Below are 23,673 nucleotides of genomic sequence, written 5' to 3' on the forward strand. Positions count from 1 at the left end.
AACGACCAGTCCGGCGTATCTTGATCCTGGCAGGATGGCGACCTATCCGGAGCAGGCGAGGCGCACTATAACAGCGCCCCGACGGCCTCGCAACCGCGCCAATCGCGAGGAACCCCCGGCGCACTTTGGCGTCCGACCCCTTACCCTGCACAAGCCCTTCGATGGGCCGCCTCGCTGTTAAGTTCGTGTCACAGGGTGTAGCGTGTAGGAACTCGTTCAACCAATTTCCAACGGAGGCACTACCATGACCAAGGACCCCAACAAGGGCTATATCGCGCTTCTGGGCTGGAGCTTGAGTGCCGTAGAAGCCGCCGAGAATTTCGATCGTCGTTACGTGGTGGTGGCTCCGGACTGGGCCGAAGAGTACTGCGAGAAGCACGACATCCCCTACGTCTCTTGGAACTTCGAACGCCTCAATGACCGCTCCATGGAAATTGCCGAGACTCTCCAGGAGATGGGCGTCGACGTGGCCATCCCGCTCTACGAGGAGACCGTGGAGTGGGCCGGGGCAATCAACTCGGTGCTGCTTGATAACCCGCGCCTCTACGGCCAGTCGCTACTGCTGCGCGACAAGGCGCTGATGAAGCGCCGCGCCCAGTTGGGCGGCATTCGCGTGGGTATTTTCGAGGAAGCCCACGACAAGGAAGACGTGGTGCGCTTTCTCAAGCGCGTCAACCAGACCCTGCTCAAGCTCGACGGCGATCCCAACGATCCGATCCACCTCAAGGCCTTCGACAAGGCCGGTTGCCTGGGCCACCGCGTGATCCGCACCCCGGATGAGGTCGACTCGATCCCCGACGAGGAATTCCCGGTGTTAATGGAATCCCACCTCGATGGCTGGGAGTTCGCCGTCGAGGCCTGGATTCACAACGGCAAGATCGTCTTTCTCAATATTTCCGAATACGTGACGCTGGGTTACTCGGTGTTCGTGCCGGCCTCACCGGAGCTGGAGCAGTATCGCCCGCAGATCACCGCGCAGATCGAGAAGCTGATCAAGACCTTCGATATCGAGTTCGGCCTGATCCACCCCGAGTACTTCGTGACCAGCGACGGCGAAATGTACTTCGGCGAAGTGGCCTATCGTCCGCCGGGCTTCAAGGTCTTCGAGCTGCTCGAGCGGGTCTACGGCTTCAATGCCTACCAGGCCTCGATGCTGGTGTTCGACCCCAAGGCCAGCGCCGAGGAAGTCAAGGCGTTCTTCCCCAAGGAGGTCGAGGGTGCCAACGGCTACGCCGGCTGCTTTGGGGTCTACCCGCGTCGCCGCGTGGTCAGCCGGTTGGAAATCCCCGAGGAGGTCGAGGACCATCCGTATTTCGAGTCCCACGAGCTGACGCCGCCGATGGAAGAAACCGTCACCAAGCGTACCGCGTTCGGCACCCACTGGGGGCTGATCTACTTCAAGGGCGAGGATCCTCACCAACTGCGTGATCTGCTCAAGCACCAGGAGGATCTGGACTTCTATGTATAATCCCTGGCAGAGACCGGGATAAGGAGTCGGTGTGACCGAGCACCCAGAGACAAACAGTGCACAAGCGTCCACGCCAGAGGTGGACAAACTCAACGCCCTGCTGGCCAAGCTGGACGAGGCGATCGAATTGCTCGATTCAGCTCGCGAGTTCGCCAAACCGGGCAAGCTCGGAAGGGTGCTCGATACTGCGCGCCGCGTGATGATGCAGCCCGGCGGCTGTGCGGCAGTGGAAGCCCGCGCCGAAAAACTGGAGTCGGCCGGGGTGTTCCTCGGCTCCGACTGGGCCACGCCGCAGTACCTGGTACCTTCGCTGACCACCCATGCGCTGAAGAGCGCCGACCCCAACAGCGTAGTGATCGAGTCGCTCAGCGAGCTGCGCCTGCTGGCGGTGGCCATGGGCGAGTATCAGCACGCGCTGGTCTCCGCCGAGCAAGCCCATCACTACCTGACCCAGGTAATGGCACTCAACCTGTGGCTGCTGTTCGGTGCGCCCAGCGAAGCCGAGCGCGAGACCCAGGGGCGCTTGGCCCAGCTGCCGCGGCGGCTATTCCAGCACCTTGCCGAGCGGATCGGCTACGAGCACATCGTCGATCAGTTGATCGACGAGATCTGGCGCATCCTGCGCCAGCGGCCACTGCAGGTCGAGCCGGTCAAGCAGATGATCACCCAGATCGCCATCTGCCAGGCCAATCCGGCCATCGACCTGGGCTCCAGCGGCCAAGGCGCCGACCGCCTGGTCAGTTCGCTGTTCGGCCCCACCCAGGCGTGTCGCGAAGACCCCGGCCTGGAGGTCTACCGCGAACGGCTTGAGAGCATGGATCAGGCTGCCTTGCAGTATGAGGCCAGCGGCTTCGCCCGTGCCATGCACGACACCGGCCTGGTGTCACCCTATCACGGCGTGTTGATGCGCTACCTGCTGGAGCACAGCGATCATTTGCTGGCCGAAGCCATGGGCCTCTCCTCCACCGGCCGCGACTGCCTGATGTGCTATCGCGAGCTGGTCCACGCGCTGATTCGCAGTGGCGTCTATCCGGCCACGCCCCAGGCCATCTACGGGCTGGCATTGATGCTCGAGCGCGGCATCCTCTACCAGCCGCCGGTAGCGCCGGCCATGTGGCGCCAACTGGGCTTGACCCTCTCGGCGTGGTCGCAGGAGCGGCTCAACATGGCGCACGGCGACGCGGTATCGCCGCGCGCGCGGCTGCTCGAGGGCGTGATGTGCATGTTGGGACTGCCACTGGGGGTGGGCCAGGGCAACAACCCGACCTGTCAGTCGGCTCGCGCGCTATCGATGTGGGCCTACAACGATCCCGACTACCTGCTGCAGATGGTCGCCTGGGCGGCGCGTGACGATGAGATCGTGATGCACTTCGAGGGACAGCCGATCTCGTCTCGCGAGAGCCTCTCGGGGGTGGCCACCGAGCTACCCATGGATCTCGACGCGGTATCGCTGCTGGTGGTGCCCCATCTCGACCGTATCTACGCCGAGATGGGCCGACGCTGTATCGGCCGCGATGGCGACCCGCACCGCTGGGTCAACCCGGAGTTTCACGGCTGGTGGTCGGGGCGTGGCTTCCGCATCAACGTCGATGTGGCCACCGGCCAGTTGGAGGGCCTGGAGGACTTCCTGCGCCACTTCTACGCCGCCTACCACCCCTACTACAACGGCAACCAGCCGCTGATTCATCCCCAGCCTGCAGGCATCGCCGTGACCGATAGCGCGGCGCGCTTCATCGGCTGGCATGCCATCACCCTGCTAAGGGTCAACCTCGATCCCCAGGAGGTGATGCGGGTCTACTTCTACAATCCCAATAACGACAGTGGCCAAGACTGGGGCGACGGCGTCAAGGTCAGCACCGCCGGCCAGGGCGAGCGCTTCGGCGAGGCCTCGCTGCCCTTCGAACAGCTCGCCTCACGGCTGTATATCTTCCACTTCGACCCGCTGGAGCGCGGCGAGCTGGCCACCATCACCCAGCAGGAGCTCGATCGGGTGATCGGCCATGTGCACCGCAGCTGGGGCGCCGACCGGGTGCCGGCCACCGACCTGCAGGCGAGTCCTGGTATCGACGGCGTCTGATCACTCCCTGCCCGGCGGCGATAGCGTCCGCCGGGCAGCCTCATCTCCCGGCATCGGGTAGCGCCGCGCCAGATAGCGGGCCCAGAACGGCGCCACGATCATCAAGGCCACCATGCGCAGGATATGGTGGAAGGCGACGAACACCGGGTCGATATCCAGAGCCACGGCCAGAATCGCCATCTCGCCGATACCGCCCGGTGCCAGCGCCAGCAGCGCCACGTCCCGCGGCACCCCCAATAGGCGGTGGATCAGCTCGGCGAACAGCGCCAGCACCAGCAGTGCCAGCAGCGTGGCCAGCGCGGCTTGCCACAGGTACTTGCCAAAGCGCCGCCGCGAAAGGCCGTGGAACTTGCAGCCGATGGCACTCCCCAACCCCCACAGCATCACGTTCATGCCCCACTCTGGCAGCTGCAGACTGGCCATATCGCTACCCGATAGCAGTGCGGCGAACGCCAACGGCGCCAGCAGCGAGGCACTCGGCAGGCGCAGCCAGTTGCCCAGCGGGATCACCAGTGGCAGCGCCAGCAACATCCACAGGTGCGCGGCCGGCTCGCTGGCGGCCGCCTGGGGCGGCGCACTGCCACCCTCGAAAGCCCAGAACAGCGGTGGCAGCAGCAGAATCACCAGGATGATGCGCAGCGACTGGGCGACGGCGACCCGCTGCGGGTCACCGCCGCACTTCTCGCCAAGCAGGATCATGGTCGGCATCGCCCCTGGTGCCGAGGCGAACCAGGCGCTGACCGGGTCGAATCCGCAGCGGCGGTACCAGGCCGCCGCCACCGCGGTGGACACTGCCACCCCCACCAGCAGCAGCGCCGCCGACAGCGGCCAGTCGAACACCCTTTCGGCCAGCTGAGGGGTGACCTGGCTGCCGAGTACCAGGCCCATCACGCCGAGGAAAGCCTCGCGCAGGCCCTCCGGCACACGTACGTCGATGCCGCGCCCGGAGGCCAGCAAATTAGCGACCAGCGGTCCCAGCATCCACGGCAACGGCAGGTCGAGCAGCGCAAACAGCAGCCCACCCACAGCACCAATCAGCAGGGCACGCAGCAGGGCCAACAGCGAGGCATTCGACACCCGGCACTCCTTTTATTAACCGGCTAACGAACACCCAGTATCGCACGTTCGCCGCCAGACGTTGACAGTGAGGCTATAATCGACGCCGAATCGCTTCAGGAAACCGCTCTATGCCGCGTCTCGACCAACTTCTCCTCAGTCAGGGCCTGGCCCGCTCTCGCACCCGCGCCCAGCGCCTGATTCGCCATGGTCGGGTCAGCCTGGCCAGCGACGGCCGCGTCCTCACCAAACCCGGTGAAAAGCTACCCGACAGCGTATCGCTAAGGATCGAAGCCGATCCCGAGGAGCGTTATGTGTCGCGCGCCGGACTCAAGCTCGAGGCGCTGCTGGAACGGCTCGGGCTGGAGCTCGATGGGCGTGTCGTGCTGGATGTGGGACAGTCCACCGGCGGATTCAGCGATTGCGTGCTGCAGTTCGGCGCGCGGCATGTCATCGGTGTGGAGGTGGGCCACGACCAGCTCGACCCTCTCCTGCGTGAAGACCCGCGGGTGACTTGCCTGGAGGGGCTCAATGCCCGCGCCATGGCCGACGATGCACGTTTGGCCGCGGCGCTGGCCAAGCAGGCGCCGGCCGGCCTCGATTACGCGGTAATGGACGTCTCGTTCATATCGCAGACCTTGATCCTGCCTCAGCTCGCCGCCCTGCTCGCCCCCGGCGGCGAGCTACTGAGCCTGGTCAAGCCGCAGTTCGAGGTCGGCCCCGGCGGCGTCAACGCCCGCGGCATCGTCAGCGACCCGGCCCGCTATACCGAGGTCGAGACGCGCATTCGCGACTGCTGCACACAACACGGCCTGACCGTTCACCACTGGCAGGAGAGCCCGCTGCGCGGCGGCGACGGCAATCGTGAATTCCTGCTTTATGCATTGCGCAACACGGCTGGCTAACGGCCGTCGCCGCTGTCTGTCTCAATATCTCCTGGATCGCCCTTGGCCCCCGGTGGTGGGAAGGCCGGGTTGGTGACTTGCCCCGCAGCGAGGCTTTGGACTTTCTGCGCACCGCCAGCGCTGCGGTGCAGCCAGACATCGAGCTGGTTGAAGGCGATATCGATGCCGTGCTCCTCGAACAGCTCGCCAACCCGGCAGTTGATCTCATCGGTGGCATATAACCGATCACCCAGCGCATTGACGAAGATACGTAGCTCGAAATTGAGGGTGCTGTCGCCATAATCCATGAAGAACACCTGCGGTTCGGGGTCGCTCATTACCCGCGGATTCTCGTCGGCGGCCTGGCGCAGCAGGCGGTGCACCAGGCGATGATCGGAGCCATAGGCCACACCGTAGTTGAGCACCACCCGGGTAACGCTGTCGGACAGCGACCAGTTGATCAGCTGGTCGGTGACGAAGGTCTTGTTGGGAATGATGATCTCCTTGCGATCGAAGTCGGTCACCGTGGTGGCACGGATGCGGATCTTGCTCACCGTGCCGGTGAGGTTGCCGATGGTTATGGTGTCGCCGATGCGCACCGGCCGCTCGAAGAGAATGATCAACCCCGAGATGAAGTTGGCAAAAATCTCCTGTAGGCCAAAACCCAGCCCCACGCCCAGCGCCGCCACCAGCCACTGCAGCTGGCTCCAGGCCACCCCCAGGGTGGCCAGTGACATCACCAGGCCGGTACCCACGATGGTGTAGGAGAGCAGCGAGGTAATCGCGTAGGCGCTGCCCTGCTTGAGGGTCAACCGCGACAGCACCATCACCTCCAGCAGCCCCGGCAGGTTGCCGGCCAGCATCAGCGTCAGCCCCACGATTACCAGCGCAGTGACGATGTCGGATACCGACACGGTGCTCGCTACCAATTCCGGACTGTCACCGTCAGCCGCCTCCCAGATCGCCACTCGGTCGAGATAGCCGAGCACCGACAGCAGATCGGCCCACACTAGATAGAACAGCGCCGCGAAGCCGATCAGCAGAATCAGCTTGGAGAGGCGTAGCGACTGTTGATTGACCTGCTGCATGTCAAGCGGCGGCTCCTCGACAACCTCCAGCCCGCCTTCGGCGCCCTCCTGTACCTGGGCCCGCCGGCGCATCAGTGCCCGGCGGTAAGCCAGGCGACGCGCGGCCACGGCCAGGCCACGCACCACAGCGGCCTCGACCAGGATCCATAATCCCAGCAGATAGAGGGTGATCACGAAGCGTCCCACCAGGCTTAGTGCAGTGTACTCGAAGCCAGCGACGATCAAGCCGACCAGCAGCAGTGGCACCAACGCCAGCGTAAGCCCCAGCAGCAGACGGAACAGCTTGACGCCGAAAAATGGAACATGCGCCAGGATCAAGCGCGCCAACAGCACGCTCATTGCCAGCAGGCCACCCACCAGCAGCGCCAGCGCCAACGGGCGCGAGGCCAGTGTCACCTCGGTATCGCGCACCAGCGGAGTGATCAACAGCACCGGCACCAGCGCGGCCCCCAGCCACAGCAGCAGCCAGCGCAGCCGCGCCGCATAACCTGCCGGCCAATAGAAGTGACGCATCGCCACGCCATCCTTGACCAGCAGACGACGCGACCAGGCGATAGTTGCCCAGGCCAGCGCCAGATGCCACAAGGCGTGGCCAAGCGCCACCGCAAACCCTTCTCCACCGGCTACCAAGCCGGTGCCCACTCCCGCCAGTGCCAGTGACACCGGCAATGCCAACAGCGCGTTTAACCCCACCGCCTGGGGAGTATGGCCCTGGCTGTCGCTGCGCAACCGACCGATCTGCTCGTTGAGCAGCGCCAGTCGCGCGCGAATGCGCCGCCGCGCCGCAGCCAATCCCAGTGCCAATAGCAACATAGGGACACCCAGCAGCGCTTCGATACCCGGCAGCCGCCAGCGGTTGGGCAGCCCTTCGCGCCACTCTCCATCGCGCCACTCAAGCGCCAGGTTGGCCGGCAGCTGTCGCAGCCAATGCCAGTCCAAGGGTCGGCTGTTGGCAACCCAGAACAGCTGCTCATTAATGGTGCCTCGCAACGACTGAGCCCCTCTTAGCAACTGCTGCTGGTTGAGTTGTAGCTCGATGCCGATGCTCAATAGCTCACCGTAGGTCTGCTCGAGCTGGTCGACCAGCTCGCGCCGCGACTGGTAAAGCCGTTGCAGCGAGTCGACCAGCTCTTCGGTGATCTCTACACCGGCCTCTTCCAGGCGCTGATTGGCCAGCCGCTCGCCTTGGCGAAGCTGGTCGCGCTGGCGGCCCAAATCGAACTGCCGCAGGCGCAGATCGGCGATTTCGTCCTGGAGGTCGCGACGCGCCTCGACCTGAGGCAGCGACTGGCGCTGCTCGCGCAGGATCCGCGACAGCAGCAAGCTACCACGTACCGCGCTGATCTGTTCATTGAGGCTACGCTGTAGCTGGGTGACCTGATCGAGCTGACTGCGCACCGTGATGGCTTCACGCAGCAGCGCATTGCGGCGGTCATTGGCACGCAACAACTCCAGGCTCAAATCCTGGTTTATCTGCTGTGCGCGCTCCAGTACCGGATGACCGGCAGCGACCAGGGGGTCGTCTCGCGCCGCATCGGCAATTGCCTGCTCCGAGGCCAGACGACGCTGGCGATCGATCACACTTTGCAGTAATAGCAGCAGGCTCTGCTGATGCTCGACCTGGGCAGTAAGTAGTTCGCGGCGCTGCTGAGCAAGCTCACGCAGGCGAGTATTCGAGCCTAGTTCACGCTGGTGCAGCCGTAGCTCGCGTTCGGCCAATTGGCGCTCAGCACGAAGTGCAAGCATACGCGGATCATCAGCAGTGAGATCGCGACCCGCCAACTCATCCAGCGCCCGACGGGTCTGATCGGTACGCTGCATGGCATCGCCAATCGCCTGCTGGACCCGCTCAGGCAGAGTCTGGGCCGTCAGCAACTGGGCGTTGACCTCAGCCAGGCGATCCTGGAGGCGCTGCAGCTCGCCCAGCGCCTCCTGCTGGCGATCCTCGAGTTCGGCCAGTGGCCGGTCGTCGAGATCCGCCGCCGAGAGCTCTGACACCGCCTGCTCCTCATCCTGCAGCTCACGCTCCAGGCGCATCAGCTCGGCGGGCGCCTCCTGCAGTCGACGATCGAGAGCGGCGAGCCGCTCCTCAACGTCCTCAAGCCGCTGCAGTGCGTCGATCGCATCCTGAAGCGCATCGCGCTGACGCTGCTGGGCCTGGCTAAGAGTCTCGCCCTCGCCGGGCGCGAGTTCGGCCAGCTGCGCCTCGAGCTGCTCAACGTCGGGTAGCTCGGCCAGCGCCGCTAGCGGCAGACTGAGCAGCAATAGCAACAGCGCGCCTAACCACACAAGCGGCACCCAACGGGTAATTCCACGGCGACAACAGATCACGGCACTCTCCGGGCAAAACCGATAGCGGCCCAGGGGCAGATTTTGGGTCTCAGGCGGCGCCAAGGCAATCTCTTTGCATTCACGAGTCACGGCAGTTGACTTAGGCCCCGGGCGTGGTAGAACGGTGGCACGTCATCCCCCTTATGAGCACTCGTTCATGACCCTGCTTCGTACCACTGCCACCGTCGGCACCGCGCTGGCCATCCTCAGCCTGGTCGCCACGGCAGGGGCCCACGCCGACAACCGGCGTGCACAGATCGAAAACCGCATCGACGCATTACAACAGGAGCTGGACAGCCTTCAGAGCGAACTCGAGACGATCCCCGAGGAGCACTCCCCAGGCGTTCAGCCCGAGATCGACCAGACCGCCATTGAAACACTGCAGCAGGCCCAGGAGCGGCGCGCCCTGGAGCGTGAGTCGGACCGCAACCCACTGGCCATCACCGCCTACCGGCGCAACTACCTGTTGCCGGTGAGCTATAACGCTCGCCAGAACGCTGACAATTTTCGCTTCATCAGTGAAGAGAACGGCGTCGACGACTTCGAGGTCAAGTTTCAGTTCAGTGCCAAGGTCAATCTGATCGAGGGGCTGTTTGGTGATCGTGCCGACCTCTATTTCGCTTATACCCAGCGCAGCTGGTGGCAGGCCTACAACTCCAACGCCTCTTCACCTTTTCGCGAGACCAACTACGAACCGGAAGCCTTCTTGAGCTTCGACAACGACTCACGGCTATTCGGCTGGACCAATACGCGTAACCGGCTGGCCTTCAACCATCTCTCCAACGGCCGCTCCACCGAGTTGTCGCGCAGTTGGAACCGGATCTACCTCGAGAGCACCTTTCAGCGCGGCGACTGGGCGCTCACCGTGACCCCGCACTGGCGGATCCCCGAGTCGGACGGCGACGACGACAATCCCGATATCGACCGCTACATGGGCTACGGCGATATCGAGGTCGCGCGCCGCTTCAATAACGATCATGAGGCCAGCGTGCTGGTACGCGGCAACCCCAGTGCCGGCAACATGGGTTCCCAGGTCGACTACTCCTGGCCGCTATTCGGCAACATTCGCGGCCACGTCCAGTACTACGTGGGCTACGGCGAGAGCATGATCGACTACGACAACTCCAACCACCGCCTCAGTCTCGGCTTCAGCCTCAACCCGCTGTTTGCCGGGCGCCCGGAAATGTAGCGTGGTGCTGGCGGCAGCTGATTGAAGTCACATGGCGACCTGCTATGCTGGAGACGTCATTCACCGTCAAAGGAAGACCCCGATGGCAAGCCGCAAACCCAATACCGATGCCAGTACCGAGCAACTCAAGGCTGACCTACATCACCTGACCCAGACCATCGAGGAACTGGTCAACGCCACTGCCGACGACTCGCGCAGCAACATCAAGGAGCTCCGCGAGCGCGCCGAGAAGCGTCTCCACGACACTCGTGACCGCCTCGAAGCACGTGGAGAACGCCTGTATGGCGAAGCCCGCGATACGGTGCGTGACCAGGTCGATGTCTGCGACAAGTACGTCCACGACAACCCCTGGTCCAGTGTCGGTATCGCCGCCGCCGCCGGCATGGTAATTGGCCTGCTGCTCGGTCGGCGCTGATGAGCCAAGGCCAGGGACCGGCCGAGCGACTGTTCGGCGCTACCAAGCGGCTGATCGCCAGCTTGCTGAGTAACGGCGAGGCGCGCTTGCGCCTCGCCGTCGTTGAACTCGAGGAGGAGCGAGCACGGCTTTTCATCCTGCTGTTGCTAGCGGGTATCAGTCTGCTAATGGTGATGCTGGGATTGACCGTGCTGACGCTATTCGTGGTGGTGCTGTTCTGGGAGACCCATCGGCTGATGGCCATTGGTGCCAGCGCAATGGTGCTTCTCGGCGGCGGTCTGGGCTTGGCGGCGTGGGCCGTCAGGTTGGCCAAACGTCCTACGCTACTCAAGAGCACTCTCAAGCATCTGGCGACTGACCGCGCGCTGATGGAGACATCACGTGACGACTAAGACCCCGTCCGCTCGAGAGTTACGCCGCCAGCGCAAGGCGGCCCTGGAGACGCAAATCGAGCAGCAGCGCATAGATATCATGGTCGAGTCGAGTCGCTGGCTCGGCGCCACCCAGCAAATCGACCGTACTTTCCGGCGCATCAAGCTGCCCACCTATACCTTGGGCGGCCTGGCGCTGCTGGCCAGCGCACGCCATCCCCACGCGCTGGTACGCTTCGCCCAGCGCGGCGTCGCCGGCGTGTTGCTGTTGCGGCGTGCCCAGCGGCTGCTGCGCATGCTACGCCGCTGACCCCCCGCCTCTCTTCTATAGCGACTGTCCACAGGCCACTCCTGAGGCCCATGCCCACTGGAAGTTATAGCCTCCCAGCTCTCCGGTAACATCGAGCACCTCACCGATAAAGCGCAGCTGCGGCAGGTCGTTCACAGCAAAGGTCTTGGAGGAGATTGCCTGGGTATCGACACCTCCCAGGGTTACCTCTGCCGTGCGCCAACCCTCAGTGCCGGCGGGCTTGATACGCCATGACGAGAGTCGTTGCTGCCAGGCTGCCAACTCAGCGTTGGAGAGCTCGGCCAGGGTCGGCGCCTCGCCATACCACTCCCCCACTGCCGTGGCCAGGCGCCGGGGCAAGTGCTCACTCAGCCAGGTGAGGAGATGGCGACGCGGTGTCTCGCGGCGCGCCACGGCCAGCGCCTCGACCACGTCGAGCCCGGGCAGCAGATCGATCTGCAGTTCGTCGCCAGGCTGCCAATAGCTGGAGATCTGCAGCATCGCCGGCCCCGACAGGCCACGATGGGTGAACAGTAGCGGCTCGCGATAGTTGCCATGGCGCCGGCCGTCGCGCCGACAGTGAACGCTCACCTCGCAAGCGACCCCGGCCAGCTCGCTGGCACGGGTTTTCCACTGCGAAGTCAGCGTGAAGGGCACCAGCGCCGGGCGGGTCTCAGTGACCGTCAGGCCGAACTGACGAGCGATATCGTAGCCAAACCCGCTGGCGCCCATGGTCGGGATCGACAGGCCGCCGCAGGCGACCACTACCGCGCCCGCCTCGATCATGCCCCGCGAGGTAAGCAAGCACATACTCTCACCACGGCGCTCGACCCTGGTGACCTCAGTCTTGAGCGTCACCTCGACGCCGGCCCAGTCGCACTCGGTTAGCAGCATGGCGACGATCTGCTTGGCCGAATCGGCGCAGAACAGCTGCCCGGGGGCCTTTTCCACGTAGTCGATGGCATGACGCTCGACCAGCTCGACGAAGTGCTCGGGACGATAGCGCTTGAGCGCCGAGATGCAGAAGTGTGGATTGGCCGAGAAGAAGTTCGCCGGCGAGGTCGCCATATTGGTGAAGTTGCAGCGCCCGCCCCCCGACATCAGGATCTTCTTGCCGGCCTTGTTGGCATGATCGATTACCAGCACCCGCCGCCCGGTATAGCCGGCGGTAAGGGCACACATCAACCCGGCAGCGCCGGCGCCGATCACAACAACGTCGTAGGTCATGGGCAGGAGGCTCCAGGCACGGCCTTGGCGAAAGATGCGATGAATCAGGTGCGGCATTCTATCAAGCTCGTCGGCGCTCGTCGCCCCGCTGAGGGATTGAACTTATACCATCAAAAACATTCTGTACAATTACCGCATCACCTAATAAGGTCAGCAAAATACCTCATTCTTGTCACATTACTGGCCGTAGTGATAAGTAGCCTAATGACAGGGGGAGCACAGGAGGTGCACCTGCCGACTCATCGACCGTGTAGAGACATCATGATTCTTATTTCGATGGCGCCTCGCGCCTGGCTGACGCTTGCCCTGACGCTCTCCCTCTGCCTTTACAGCGTTATCGCTTTGACTGACGAGCGCACCGCGGTGATTGGTGCCCGCGCCGATCAGCAGCGCTGGTCCGATCCTCTCGAAGCCCTTGGCACCTTGCGCGCCGACGAGAGCGTAACGCTCTCGGCCACCGTGACCGAGATCGTACGCGAGCTGAACTTCATCGACGGCGAGCAGGTGGAGGCCGGCCAGTTGCTGGTGCAGCTCGATGACAGCGAAGAGCAGGCCCAATTGCGCGCAGCCCAGGCACTGCGTGACGAGCGCCGTAACGCCGTGTCCCGTGCCTCACAACTTGAGTCACGCAATCTCGGCTCGCGGGCCGACGTTGAAGATAGTCAAGCACGCCTGCGCCAAATCGAGGCAGACATCGAAGCTATCGAAGCGCGCCTGTCGGGCCACCGTATCCGCGCCCCTTTCGACGGCGTGGTGGGCTTTCGCAATATCAGTCGAGGCGCCTTGGTCACACCAGGCATGGAGCTGGTGACCCTCGATAAGCTCGACGTGGTCAAGCTCGACTTCAGCGTGCCCGAGGTGTATCTAGCAATCCTGCGTCCCGGCCTAAATCTGAGCGCTCATAGCGTGGCCTTCCCCGATGAGCAGTTCGAGGGTGAGGTGGCGAGCATCGGCGCCCGGGTCGACCCGGTTACCCGCAGCGTCCAGGTGCGCGCCGAGTTTGTTAACCCCGACCTGATCCTGCGCCCAGGCATGTTGATGGAAGTCGTGCTGCAGCGCAGTCCAAGGGACGCCGTGGTGGTGGCCGAGAGCGTGCTGGTACCCAGCGGCGAGCGGCAGTACGTGATGCTCATCGACGAGGACGACGATAACCGCATCAGCCGCCATGAGATCGTGATCGGCGAGCGCCGCGCCGGCCAGGTAGAGGTGTTGGAGGGGCTCGAACCCGGCGACCTGGTGGTCGGCCACGGCGTGCAGCGGGTCCGCGACGGCGACCGGGTGCGGCTGCTGGGTATTGCCGACGACGAACACTCGATCCGCGAGATCCTCGAGCAGCACCGCGGGGATGACGCCTGATGCGCTTATCGGATGTTTCTGTTCAACGCCCGGTCCTGGCCACGGTCCTCGCCCTGCTGATCGTGGCATTCGGCTTCCTGGCCCTGGAACGCCTGCCGCTGCAGGAGTATCCCTCCATCGACCCGCCGGTGGTCAGCATCGACACCCGCTATCCCGGTGCCTCGGCCAGCGTGGTCGAAACCCGCATCACCCAGGTGCTCGAGGATCGCATTGCCGGCGTCGAGGGCATCCAGCTCATTACCTCCTCCAGCGAGGATGGCCGCTCGCGGATCAATATCGAGTTTGGCCTCGAGATGGATATCGACGCCGCCGCCAACGATATACGCGACCGTATCTCCGGCGCTCTGCGTAACCTGCCCGATGAAGCCGACCCACCCGAGGTGCAGAAAGCCGACAGCAGCGAGGACGTGATCCTATGGCTGAGTCTCTCCGGCGAAGACTTCAACATTCCCGAACTCACCGACTATGCCAATCGCTTTCTGGTCGACCGCTTCTCGGTGCAACCCGGCGTAGCCCGGGTTCGGGTCGGTGGTGGGCGCGACTACGCCATGCGTGTATGGCTCGACCGCAACGCCTTGGCAGCGCGCAACCTCACCGCGGGCGATGTCGAGGATGCCCTGCGTGCCGAGAATGTCGAGCTGCCAGCGGGCTCGATAGAGTCCGACGATCGCCAGTTCGTAGTACGCCTGCCGCGCAACTTCGCCACGCCAGACAACTTCCGCGCCCTGGCACTGTCGCGCAGCGATGACTATATCGTGCGACTGGGCGATGTGGCGCGAGTCGAGATCGGCTCGGTGGAGGATCGCTCGGTGTTTCGCGCCAACGGCGTGCCGATGGTCGGGCTGGGAATGATAAAGCAGTCCACCGCCAACGTGCTGGAGGTCTCGCAAGGCGTCACCGCCGAGATGGAGCGCCTGCAGGAGACGCTGCCCGAAGGCATGGAACTGAGCATGAACTTCGACTCCTCGGTGTTCGTCTCCGGTGCCATTCAGCAGGTGGTAATGACGCTGTTCATCGCCATGGGCCTGGTGGTGGTGGTGATATTCATGTTCCTCGGCAACCTGCGTACCACCCTGGTACCGGCGGTGACCGTGCCGATTGCGCTGATCGGCGCCTTTATCGCGCTTGCTGCACTGGGCTTCTCGATCAACCTGCTGACACTGCTGGCCCTGGTACTGGCCATCGGCCTGATCGTCGATGACGCCATCGTGGTGCTCGAAAACATCAACCGCCGCATGCAAGCCTACGGCGAGACGCCGCTCGTAGCGGCCTTCCGCGGCACCCGCCAGATCGCCTTCGCGGTCATCGCCACCACCCTGGTACTTATCGCCGTATTCGTGCCGCTGAGCATGCTGCAAGGTGACATCGGCCGGCTGTTCTCGGAATTTGCACTGACCCTGGCCGCCGCGGTGGCCATCTCGAGCCTGCTGGCGCTGACCCTGACGCCGATGATGGCGTCGAAGATCCTCAGCCCCAATATGCATGAAGGCCGCCTGGCCCACGCCGTGCAGGCGCTGCTCGAGTTCAGTCAGCGGCTGTACCGGCGCATTCTGCTCAAGGTACTCAAGCTGCGCCTGCTGGTGCTGGCGCTGTTCATCGCACTGGTGGCAGGCACCGGCTGGCTGGCCAGCAGCCTGCCCAACGAGTACACCCCCCAGGAGGATCGCGGCAACTTCATCATCCTGGTCAATGGGCCGGAGGGGGCGACCTTCGACTACATCATGGACTACATGGACGAGATCGAGTATCGCCTCGAACCGATGGTCGAGTCGGGTGAACTGGAGCGGGTGGTAATCCGCGCACCGCGCGGCTTCGGCAATATCGAAAACTTCAATAACGGCTTCGTGATCGTCAACATGGCGGACTGGGGCAGTCGCCGCAGCGCCTGGGAAATCATGGACGAGGTGCGCGCAAAACTACGCGACCTACCCGGGGTAACGGCTTCGCCGGTAATGCGCCAAGGCTTCGGCCAGCGCATCCAGAAGCCGGTGCAGTTCGTGCTCGGCGGCGGCACCTATGAGGAGCTCGCCGAATGGCGCGACATGATGTTCGAACATATCCGTGAGCATAACCCACGGCTTACCGCACTAGACAGCAACTATCAGGAGACCCAGCCGCAGCTGCGCGTCGACATCAACTACGAGCGCGCCGCCGCGCTAGGCGTCACCGTGACCGAGATCGGCCGTACCTTGGAGACGCTACTCGGCGGGCGCAACGTGACCCGCTATGTCGATGACGGCGAGGAGTACGACGTGATTCTCGAGGGCGACCGCCGCGCCCAGCGCAGCGCCCGCGCCCTTGACAATATCCAGGTACGCTCGCAGCGCTCCGGTGAACTGATCCCGCTGGCCAGTCTAGTCACCCTGACCGACTTCGCCGGTCCCAGCACCCTGAGCCGTTTCAACCGGGTGCGCTCGATCACCCTGGAGGCCAACCTGGCGGGAGGCTATCCCCTCGGCGAGGCCCTCGACTACCTGCAGCAGACCGCCGACGAGATTCTGCCCGCCGAGGCACAGACCGATGTCGACGGCCCCTCGCGGGACTTTCAGGAAGCCAGTGGTGCCACCACCTTCCTGCTGCTGCTGGGAGCGCTGGTGGTGTTCCTGGTGCTGGCCGCCCAGTTCGAGAGCTTCGTGCACCCCTTCGTGATCATGCTCACCGTGCCGCTGGCGATGAGCGGCGCCCTGCTGGGGCTGTTCCTCACAGGACAGTCGCTTAATATCTACAGCCAAGTGGGGCTGGTGATGTTGATCGGCCTGGCGGCCAAGAACGGCATTCTGATCGTCGAGTTCGTCAACCAACTGCGCGACCAGGGCGTAGCCTTCCACGACGCCTTGGTCGATGCCTCGGTGACACGCCTGCGGCCGATCCTGATGACCGCGGTGACCACCATGGCAGGCTCCATTCCGCTGATCATCGGCAGCGGTGCCGGTGCTGAAACGCGCCTGGTAATCGGCACCGTGATCATGTGCGGGGTGGCCGCAGCGACCCTGTTCACGCTGTTCGTGGTGCCGGTGGCCTACGACCTGCTGGCACGCAACACCGGCTCGCCGGGGGATGTGCAGCGCCGCCTGCAGCGCGAAATGGACGATCATCACACCCCTGCGTCGGCTCATGAGGCACACTGAGGAGCGGGGCTGCTATGCTGCTGTTGAGGATCCACCCCACCACCCTGTGGTGGGTCCAACAGGAGGCCATGAGATGATAGAACTACTACCGTCAGGCGCCGCCCATCTAGTCGCGATGCGTGTCAGCGGCCGCGTCGATGGCCAAGATCTGCAAGTCATCATCGACACCATCGAGGAGGCCAAGCGCCAGCAGCCGCGCATCAGCTTCTACGTCGAGCTCGACCAGATGCGCTGGATGACCGCCACCGCGCTGCTGCGTGACATCGGCTACGGTCTGACCCAGCTGAGTGAGCTGTCGCACTATTACCGCGCCGCAGTAGTTAGCGACAAGCGTTGGGTAAGACGTGTGGTGAGACTGGAGGATCGGCTATTGCGCTCGCAGGAGATGCGCGTCTTCCCCACTCATCAGCACGCCACCGCACTAGAGTGGGCACGCCACCGCCCCGAGGCGCCCGAGCCTGCCGTGGCGGGCGCCGCGGCAGGCTGATAGGGCATGCTGGCGGGCGTTGCCGTTCAACAGTCGCCGAGCCGCTCGCCTTCCATGCTGGTGTTCATGATCATGTCGCCCATCGGTGTGGTGGTCTCGACCCGCATATCGCCTTCCATGCGCTCTTCGAAGTAGCGCATCTCGCCTTCGACCATGGCCTCACCGCCCTCGCCCTGGCACGACATGCGATAGCTCATGCGCTCACTGCTGGCCGACTGCTCGAGAAACTCGCAGCCCTCCTCTTCCTGAACGAACGCCGCATTGGCCTCATCGATGGCATCCTGGGTCAGGCACTCGCGGTGGGTATCGGTTTCATCAGGGATCGGGAAATCGCCCTCTACCGTGGTGGTACTAGTGAACTCCCATTCGCCTGGAGTGAGATTGGGGGATTCCGCCAGCGCGACCAGTGGGAAAGCGAGCAGCGCAGCAGATGCCAGAGCGCGTAACAGCATGGGACAACCTCCGAAACAGTGAATGACGCCTTGTCACAGGCGTGGTGTTTCGACAGCTTAGCCCAGCCGCGACGCCATGCGAAGGCACCCACCAAGTACCACGCACAAGAAGAAGGGCCCGACCGTTTCCGGCCAGGCCCTTCTCAGCACTGCACTCCTTGCAGCCTCCATGGGCATCCTGCCCATGCATCCTTGTGCTAGTGCGCCATCCTGGGCGCGTCTTCCATGGCTGAGCGATCCTTGCTCAACGGCCACCACCTTCTCACGGATAGAGACCCGTTAAGCTAACCCAGGTTAAGGAAGAGAAAAGAAAAATGGCATAAAAAAGACGCTGGGTAGCTCCCCCTACGATCAAGGATAGATCCCATGCAACATATCGATGTCATTGCTCACGCCTTTGGCATGCAGATTACCTGCTTGCGCTGCGGCAACGCTGAGTCACCCCCCGACATGATGCTGCAGTACTTCCGGATCGAGGGCTACTCGAAGGAGAGCAGCCTGCTGCGCTGCCTCAACTGCAATGTCTGCGACGAAGTGCGGCTAGCCGATATCACCTCGTGGCTTGATTCCACTGGCTGATTCGGTTGCCGATCCGTTATCCCCTCGATCCCCCCCACGCCATCGGCCTGGCAAGCTCGCTGCTCGACATCCGCAAGAGGAGGTACATAAATCCTTCAGCATCAGGACAGCCAAGTGTACAGACCTTACACTGCCCCGTGACACATGGCGATGTTGATGACGGAGGATGACAAGCATGACAGACCCGCTGTCCGACGAAGACAAGCCCGCGACATCGCCCTCACGCATGGAACGGCTGACGGCGGTACGACCGCGCCTGGTCTCCTTTGCGCGCCTGCACCTGCGAGACAATGCACTGGCCGAGGATGCCGTTCAGGAAGCCCTGATGGCGGCCATCGAGAAGGACGCCAGCTTTGCTGGGCGCTCCGGATACGAGACCTGGGTATTCGGCATCCTGAAATACAAGATTCTCGATACGTTGCGCACCCAGAAGCGCCAAGGCAAGTGGCAACCGCTCGAGGAAGCCGGTGACGACGATGTGGTCGATCGCCTATTCCAGCACAACGGTCGCTGGCATCAGCATGCCCGCCCCGCCAGTTGGGGCGAACCGGATGCTATGTTCGAGAACGAGCGCTTCTGGCAGGTATTCGACGCCTGCATGATCGCCCTACCGGACAACGTCGCCCGGGTCTTCTCGATGCGTGAGCTGATGGGCCTCTCCACCGCCGAGATCTGCCAGGAGATCGGTATCAAGGAGAACAACTGCTGGGTCATTCTGCACCGCGCACGGCTGCGCTTGCGTAGCTGCCTCGAGAGTGGCTGGCTGAAGGAGGAATCACCATGATGATGTGCAAGGGAGCCACTCGCCTGATGTCGCTCAAGCAGGATCGTAGCCTGTCCTTGCAGGAGCGCATGTCATTGACGTTCCACTTGATGATGTGCGACCCCTGCCGTCAATGCGAAAAGCAGTTCACGCTACTGCATGAGGTGGGCCGACGCTTCGAGGAGGACATCGAACGCGCCGGGCGCGGGGCGGATCCGGACAATACCCGGGACTGAACATGTCCCACGGCCGCCTAACAGGACGCGGCTTGCTGCTGCCAGTGCCTTAGCGTTGAGGGATGGACGCCAAAATCCTCGGCGAGCGGGATACCCTGATGCTCGGCCAGCAGGCCGATGATCGCCATATGATGAATGGTGTGGCTGGTCAGAAAGGCCAATTCACGCGACACGCTGGTATCGAGCGTCAGCGCTTCATCGCCGACAGGGTAGTGCAGGCTCGCCGCCTCTCGCTGGGGGGCAAAAGCAGCCAGCAGGGCTTCGAGATCATCCAGCCGGTTCGCTGCCTGCTGCGGCCACTGTTCGAGACGCGCGTCGCGGCGGCGATGCTCGTAGTCGATAACGCCCTCCTCCGGGCCGAGATTCAGCAGCGCCTCGACGTGGTCGATGATATGCCGGACGTGCTTACCAAGCGTATGGCGGCCCTGGCGGCCGGCCGCCTGCTGATACGCCTCCGGTGTCAGGCCGGCAACGAGGTGTCTCAGCTGTGCCAGGGCCACCTGGTTCTCCTCGATGAGCGCCCGGTCAGGTGTACAAGGTGTGGACTCTGTCGTGGTCATGTCGAGACCCCATTGATGACATGGAAGTTAGCCGTGGCCGGCGCCTGAGTGGCGTCCGGCCCGGCACGCCAATGAATCAGCCTTCGGCTTCTCCCTCGGCTTCTGCTTCCCCTTCACCCTCAGCTTCGCCTTCTGCCCCTCCTTCGGCTTCGGGATCGGCTTCTGCATCATGGGCCTCTGCCAGCATCAGCGGTGCCTCCTGGCTCCCGCTGAACCCCGCAGAGGTGGCCGAATCGTCGGCTACGGCCTGGAACGCCACACCGCTGGCGACCAGCGCCAGCGCCGGAGCGGCATAGCCGAGCTGGCGGCTGAGACGCCCCAGCAGGCTTCTTCGTTTCTCATCTTGCAGTGTCATGATGATGACCTCCGTGATGATGAATAGGCGACATGCCACGGCATGCCGTCATGCAGTACGCCAACCTAAGGAGTCGACGCGCGTTTAGCAACGCCGCCGTGAGGCGACGGCGCGTTCTGCTCGGTGACTTGGCGTGCCGCTTCGAGCTCGGCAAACCAGCCCGATAGCGTCGCGAAGCTGGGCGCTTCCTGCCCCAGTGAACGTCTCGACAGCCCTCCCAGCCACTCGCCGAGTGCCATCACCATTTCTGGCTCAGCCGCAGCGTCGTCGGGAGCGCTGCAGCAGGCCAGCAGCGTGCCGAGCACATCCAGCGCCGATGGCGTGCCTAGCGCGTCATCGCCGTCACCCGCGACCAGCACGCCCTGCAGCATGATGCGGTTCGGCAGGTCGGGTATCATGCCGGCAAAGATCTCCGGGATAGGCAGGCCAAGCGGCTCGATGACCGGCGCAGCGTCAAGCGATAACCGCACGCCTCGCGTCAGTACGCCGTCTGCCGCCGATACCAGCCGCTGGGCAACGTCGATATGCTCACCAACCGCGAAGAGGCACAGTACACCGGTGCCTTGCGGGGTAATCAGCAGGCCGGCGTCGAGCACCGGGTGATCCGGCGTGCAGGCCTGGCGCACCAGATAGCCCAGCAGCGCAGGGCCGAGCTGGGCCAGCGTCACTCGCCCGGCAACTACCTCGCCGCCCGCCGCCAGGCTGTAGCCCGCGGTCTCGCGCAGGACGTCGAGACGTGGCAGGTGTATTGCAGCCTGTTCACTGAGCGGCACCAGCGCCCCGGCGAAGAGTGCCGTCAGCCGGTTCATCGCCGGACCGCTGGGGAGATACAGTGCCCAGCGCTTGCCATCGAAGGCCAACTGCATGGCCTGTGGCGTAGCGTCGATCTCGGCGGGCGCTGCCTCGCTGGCATGCCGCGAGGCATCTTGCGTACCGCGCTGACACAGCAGGCCATCGCGACACCACTCGCCAAGCGTGGCCCAGACCTCGCGACGCAGGACGTCACGATCCACACTGCCGCCCTTTTCTGCCTCCGCCGCCCGGGCCAGCTCGTCGGCAATGGCATCCGGCTCGACCCCCTCGGTGGCCAGCAGCCAGATCAGCGCTGCGCTGTCGTTGGGCCGATAGTAGCGGTGAGTGTGGGTGGCATAGAGCGCCAGCTGGTCATCGTCGAGCAGCTCTGCCACGTGGCGACGCCCAAGGCGTGGACGTGGCACGGCCACGCCGCTCAAGGCATCGGCCAGCTGCACGTCGGCCAGCCTCGGCAGTGAGAAATAGGGCAGGTAACGCTCGGGTTCGGATGCGGGCAGCAAGCGCTGGAAGTTGCCGCCACGGGCCTCCTCCGCCTGAGCTTCGGCCAGCAGCGAGTCATCGCTATCGCGGGCCGCGCCAATGCCCAGCAGCGCGACCATGTCGTGCACCAGCCCCCCCTTGACGCGCTCCTCGACCAGGCCACCGGTCTCGGGGGCGGCGCAGATGCCCAGCGACGGGCTGAGATTACACTCGAGAATCCATGGCTTGAGAGTGTCGTCCACCAGGCAGTCGAGCCCCAGCAATTCGTAGCAGCCCTTGGGGTCGGCGCCGACCTGGGCCGTACGCTGCTGCATGGCATCCACCGCCGAGATGGCGGTCAAGGCAATCAGGTCCTCGATCTTGGCAAACAGCTGTTCGTCGTCATGGCCCTGCTCGCGCAGCCAGTGCCGGTAGCGCTCGAGATCGATGAACTCCACCGGCACCTCGGCATCGGTGTTGAGCGCATTGATATCAGGGTTGGTCAGCTGACTGTAGGGGTTGTCGACATCGTCGGGGTCCCAGGGCTCGGAAGCCAGCTTGGCAAACCCCTGGCGATAGAGATAAACACGCAGCGGCTCGATGCTCGAGATAAGCACATACAGGCGCAGCACATACTTGTGGCCGCGGATGGTGTGAGGGTTGGCCAGGTACTCCTGGACCAGCCAGTCGGCGGCCAGCGGCGCCTGGGCCACGTCCTGCAGTACCCGCACCCCCTTGCCCTTGGAGGCATTGGTGGGCTTGAGAATCCAGCGCTGCTGCGGATCTGCCAGTGCGGCGGCCTGCAGGGCGTGGTAGTCGTGTGGCATCACATAGGCCCGCGGGAAGAATGCCAGCCGCTGGGCCAGTTCGCTCTCGGCGCCATGGCTGGCATGTATGTGCTCGCGCAGGTTGGCCAGGCTGTCGTGGAGACGGCTCTTGACCGTCAGCGCGGCGTTGCCCGGAAAGTGGTTCATGCTGCGCTGCGGTGTCACGCGGCGAAACTGCTTGCTCTCCGGCATGCCGGTGATCCACGCCGCGTCCCAGTGGTCTTCATCACCCTGTTTCCAGCCCAGTGGCTCCAGCGCCTCGCGAAAGAAACGATCCTGCTCGTCGGCCCGCTTGCCGCCCAGCCAAAACCGCCGTTGCGGCGTACTCTGCTTCGTCATCGCGCTGCCCTCATTTGGCTACGTCGCTATGTCATGCACTACCTGCAATCCTGCTCCCTGTGTCGTCGCCACACGCCAGTCCTTACAAGCCAAGATCTCTGACGAGCCTCGCGACCGCAGCGGCGGTGAAAGGGAAGGCCCCGCCTTCCCTTTCATGCATGGGTCAGGTATCGCAGTTGTGCCCTGTGCTGTTGCCGGCGAAGCGCTTCTGAGCATCAACCACGTAGGCCGATAGTGCTGCCAGCTCTTGAGAATCCCAGTCCAGCGGCTCGGCATCCATCGGGGCGACCATGCACAGCTGGACCATCTCGTCGGCATGCACGCGCTCCATCGAGAACATGTCCATGCCCATGGCGACCTCATGGGGGTAAGGGTCATTGAACGTGTCCTGATATCCCGACAAGCCATCGGCCCCGTGGCAGCTGGCACAGGAGAGGCCATTGGTACTCAGCGAGGTATCGTTGAACAGCACCTCGCCTCGGGCGATCAGCTCGGCGGGGTTATCACCCGACTCGTCATACCCCGGGGTATAGCCGTCGGGGCGCTCGACCGCAGATCTGTCATGGTCACCCGCTTCGGCTTCTCCCTCGGCTTCGGCTTCCCCCTCGGCCTCGGCTTCACCCTCTGCTTCGGCTTCTGCTTCTGCCTCTGCCTCCCCTTCGGCCTCTGCCTGGCCTTCGGCGTGGGCTTCTGCCAGCATCAGCGGCGCGTCCTGGCCGCTAGTGAATGAGCGACTGTCAGGCGCCTCACCGGCCATCGCCTGAAACGCCGAACCACCCGCTACCAACACCAGCGCTGGCGCGGTATAGCCCAATTGGCGGCTCAGCCGTGCCAGCAAGCTGCGGCGCTTCTCGTCTTGTATTGTCATTGTCAGATCTCCTCGATCACTGATGGACGACGACAGCGTGTGTTGTCGTGCCATGG

General features: G+C 63.8%; 21 protein-coding genes. 13 read left to right on the forward strand and 8 right to left on the reverse strand.

Annotation, left to right across the window (positions count from 1 at the left end; translation table 11 throughout):
* The first annotated feature begins 244 nt into the window (after positions 1-244).
* Both QC821_RS06275 and QC821_RS06280 read left to right on the forward strand, forming a co-directional pair.
* A complete protein-coding gene (locus tag QC821_RS06275; protein WP_309718474.1) occupies positions 245-1,468 on the forward strand; it encodes an ATP-grasp domain-containing protein in 1,224 nt (407 codons plus the stop codon).
* 31 nt (positions 1,469-1,499) lie between these two features.
* On the forward strand, positions 1,500-3,545 hold the full coding sequence (locus tag QC821_RS06280; protein ID WP_309718476.1) for a hypothetical protein: 2,046 nt from the start codon (positions 1,500-1,502) through the stop codon (positions 3,543-3,545).
* On the opposite strand, the gene QC821_RS06285 is transcribed toward QC821_RS06280, so the two are convergent.
* Positions 3,546-4,622: an AbrB family transcriptional regulator gene (locus tag QC821_RS06285; RefSeq protein ID WP_309718479.1), complete on the reverse strand. Its 1,077-nt coding sequence runs from the start codon at positions 4,620-4,622 to the stop codon at positions 3,546-3,548. It abuts the gene before it with no gap.
* 110 nt (positions 4,623-4,732) lie between these two features.
* On the opposite strand from QC821_RS06285, the gene QC821_RS06290 reads away from it, so the two are divergent.
* Positions 4,733-5,506 (forward strand): TlyA family RNA methyltransferase, encoded by a 774-nt coding sequence (locus tag QC821_RS06290; protein ID WP_309718482.1) that lies wholly within the window; start codon positions 4,733-4,735, stop codon positions 5,504-5,506.
* On the opposite strand, the gene mscK is transcribed toward QC821_RS06290, so the two are convergent.
* The gene (mscK, locus tag QC821_RS06295) at positions 5,503-8,844 is read right to left on the reverse strand and encodes a mechanosensitive channel MscK (RefSeq protein WP_309718485.1); all 3,342 of its coding nucleotides are present in this window, start codon (positions 8,842-8,844) and stop codon (positions 5,503-5,505) included. The two genes, QC821_RS06290 and mscK, sit on opposite strands and share 4 nt — an antisense overlap.
* Before the next feature lie 217 nt (positions 8,845-9,061).
* On the opposite strand from mscK, the gene QC821_RS06300 reads away from it, so the two are divergent.
* The 4 genes from QC821_RS06300 (at position 9,062) to QC821_RS06315 (ending at position 11,189) form a co-directional block, all read left to right on the forward strand.
* Complete coding sequence (locus QC821_RS06300) at positions 9,062-10,093, forward strand: phospholipase A (RefSeq protein WP_309718489.1); 1,032 nt, start codon at positions 9,062-9,064, stop codon at positions 10,091-10,093.
* Between the two features lie 82 nt (positions 10,094-10,175).
* Positions 10,176-10,508, forward strand: a complete 333-nt coding sequence (locus QC821_RS06305) for an ElaB/YgaM/YqjD family protein (protein WP_076748741.1) — start codon at positions 10,176-10,178, stop codon at positions 10,506-10,508.
* Complete coding sequence (locus tag QC821_RS06310; RefSeq protein WP_309718494.1) at positions 10,508-10,900, forward strand: phage holin family protein; 393 nt, start codon at positions 10,508-10,510, stop codon at positions 10,898-10,900. The genes QC821_RS06305 and QC821_RS06310 overlap by 1 nt, the downstream gene beginning before the upstream one ends.
* Positions 10,890-11,189 (forward strand): YqjK family protein, encoded by a 300-nt coding sequence (locus QC821_RS06315; protein ID WP_309718497.1) that lies wholly within the window; start codon positions 10,890-10,892, stop codon positions 11,187-11,189. Before QC821_RS06310 ends, QC821_RS06315 begins: the two co-directional genes overlap by 11 nt.
* Before the next feature lie 15 nt (positions 11,190-11,204).
* Here the strand turns inward: QC821_RS06315 and QC821_RS06320 are convergent, their stop codons facing one another.
* Positions 11,205-12,395, reverse strand: coding sequence for a BaiN/RdsA family NAD(P)/FAD-dependent oxidoreductase (locus tag QC821_RS06320; RefSeq protein ID WP_309718499.1), 1,191 nt, complete (start codon positions 12,393-12,395; stop codon positions 11,205-11,207).
* A 261-nt stretch (positions 12,396-12,656) separates the two neighbouring features.
* Between QC821_RS06320 and QC821_RS06325 the strand changes: the two genes are divergently transcribed.
* The 3 genes from QC821_RS06325 to QC821_RS06335 all read left to right on the forward strand — a co-directional run bounded on the left by QC821_RS06325 (position 12,657) and on the right by QC821_RS06335 (position 17,366).
* Positions 12,657-13,751 carry an efflux RND transporter periplasmic adaptor subunit gene (locus tag QC821_RS06325; protein WP_309718502.1) on the forward strand — a complete coding sequence of 365 codons (1,095 nt, stop codon included), beginning with the start codon at positions 12,657-12,659 and terminating at the stop codon, positions 13,749-13,751.
* Entirely contained in the window at positions 13,751-16,879 is a 3,129-nt protein-coding gene (locus QC821_RS06330) for an efflux RND transporter permease subunit (protein WP_309718505.1), read from the forward strand. The genes QC821_RS06325 and QC821_RS06330 overlap by 1 nt, the downstream gene beginning before the upstream one ends.
* Before the next feature lie 73 nt (positions 16,880-16,952).
* Positions 16,953-17,366 (forward strand): SpoIIAA family protein, encoded by a 414-nt coding sequence (locus tag QC821_RS06335; RefSeq protein ID WP_309718509.1) that lies wholly within the window; start codon positions 16,953-16,955, stop codon positions 17,364-17,366.
* A 26-nt stretch (positions 17,367-17,392) separates the two neighbouring features.
* Here QC821_RS06335 and QC821_RS06340 read toward each other — a convergent pair whose 3' ends face one another.
* A complete protein-coding gene (locus tag QC821_RS06340) occupies positions 17,393-17,818 on the reverse strand; it encodes a DUF3617 domain-containing protein (RefSeq protein ID WP_309718512.1) in 426 nt (141 codons plus the stop codon).
* 366 nt (positions 17,819-18,184) lie between these two features.
* Between QC821_RS06340 and QC821_RS06345 the strand changes: the two genes are divergently transcribed.
* The 3 genes from QC821_RS06345 to QC821_RS06355 all read left to right on the forward strand — a co-directional run bounded on the left by QC821_RS06345 (position 18,185) and on the right by QC821_RS06355 (position 19,396).
* Positions 18,185-18,397, forward strand: a complete 213-nt coding sequence (locus QC821_RS06345; RefSeq protein ID WP_309718515.1) for a hypothetical protein — start codon at positions 18,185-18,187, stop codon at positions 18,395-18,397.
* Positions 18,398-18,572: 175 nt separating this feature from the next.
* A complete protein-coding gene (locus tag QC821_RS06350) occupies positions 18,573-19,181 on the forward strand; it encodes a sigma-70 family RNA polymerase sigma factor (RefSeq protein WP_309718518.1) in 609 nt (202 codons plus the stop codon).
* Positions 19,178-19,396, forward strand: a complete 219-nt coding sequence (locus QC821_RS06355; RefSeq protein ID WP_309718521.1) for a zf-HC2 domain-containing protein — start codon at positions 19,178-19,180, stop codon at positions 19,394-19,396. The genes QC821_RS06350 and QC821_RS06355 overlap by 4 nt, the downstream gene beginning before the upstream one ends.
* A gap of 17 nt (positions 19,397-19,413) precedes the next feature.
* Here QC821_RS06355 and QC821_RS06360 read toward each other — a convergent pair whose 3' ends face one another.
* From QC821_RS06360 to QC821_RS06375, 4 genes are all read right to left on the reverse strand, one after another.
* The gene (locus QC821_RS06360; protein WP_309718524.1) at positions 19,414-19,956 is read right to left on the reverse strand and encodes a DinB family protein; all 543 of its coding nucleotides are present in this window, start codon (positions 19,954-19,956) and stop codon (positions 19,414-19,416) included.
* 76 nt (positions 19,957-20,032) lie between these two features.
* A complete protein-coding gene (locus tag QC821_RS06365) occupies positions 20,033-20,311 on the reverse strand; it encodes a hypothetical protein (RefSeq protein WP_309718526.1) in 279 nt (92 codons plus the stop codon).
* 65 nt (positions 20,312-20,376) lie between these two features.
* Positions 20,377-22,749, reverse strand: a complete 2,373-nt coding sequence (locus QC821_RS06370; protein ID WP_309718529.1) for a PqqD family peptide modification chaperone — start codon at positions 22,747-22,749, stop codon at positions 20,377-20,379.
* A 163-nt stretch (positions 22,750-22,912) separates the two neighbouring features.
* Entirely contained in the window at positions 22,913-23,617 is a 705-nt protein-coding gene (locus QC821_RS06375) for a hypothetical protein (protein ID WP_309718532.1), read from the reverse strand.
* Between the last annotated feature and the right edge of the window lie 56 nt (positions 23,618-23,673).

The sequence above is a fragment of the Franzmannia qiaohouensis genome, from assembly GCF_031451695.1.
GTDB lineage: Bacteria > Pseudomonadota > Gammaproteobacteria > Pseudomonadales > Halomonadaceae > Franzmannia > Franzmannia qiaohouensis.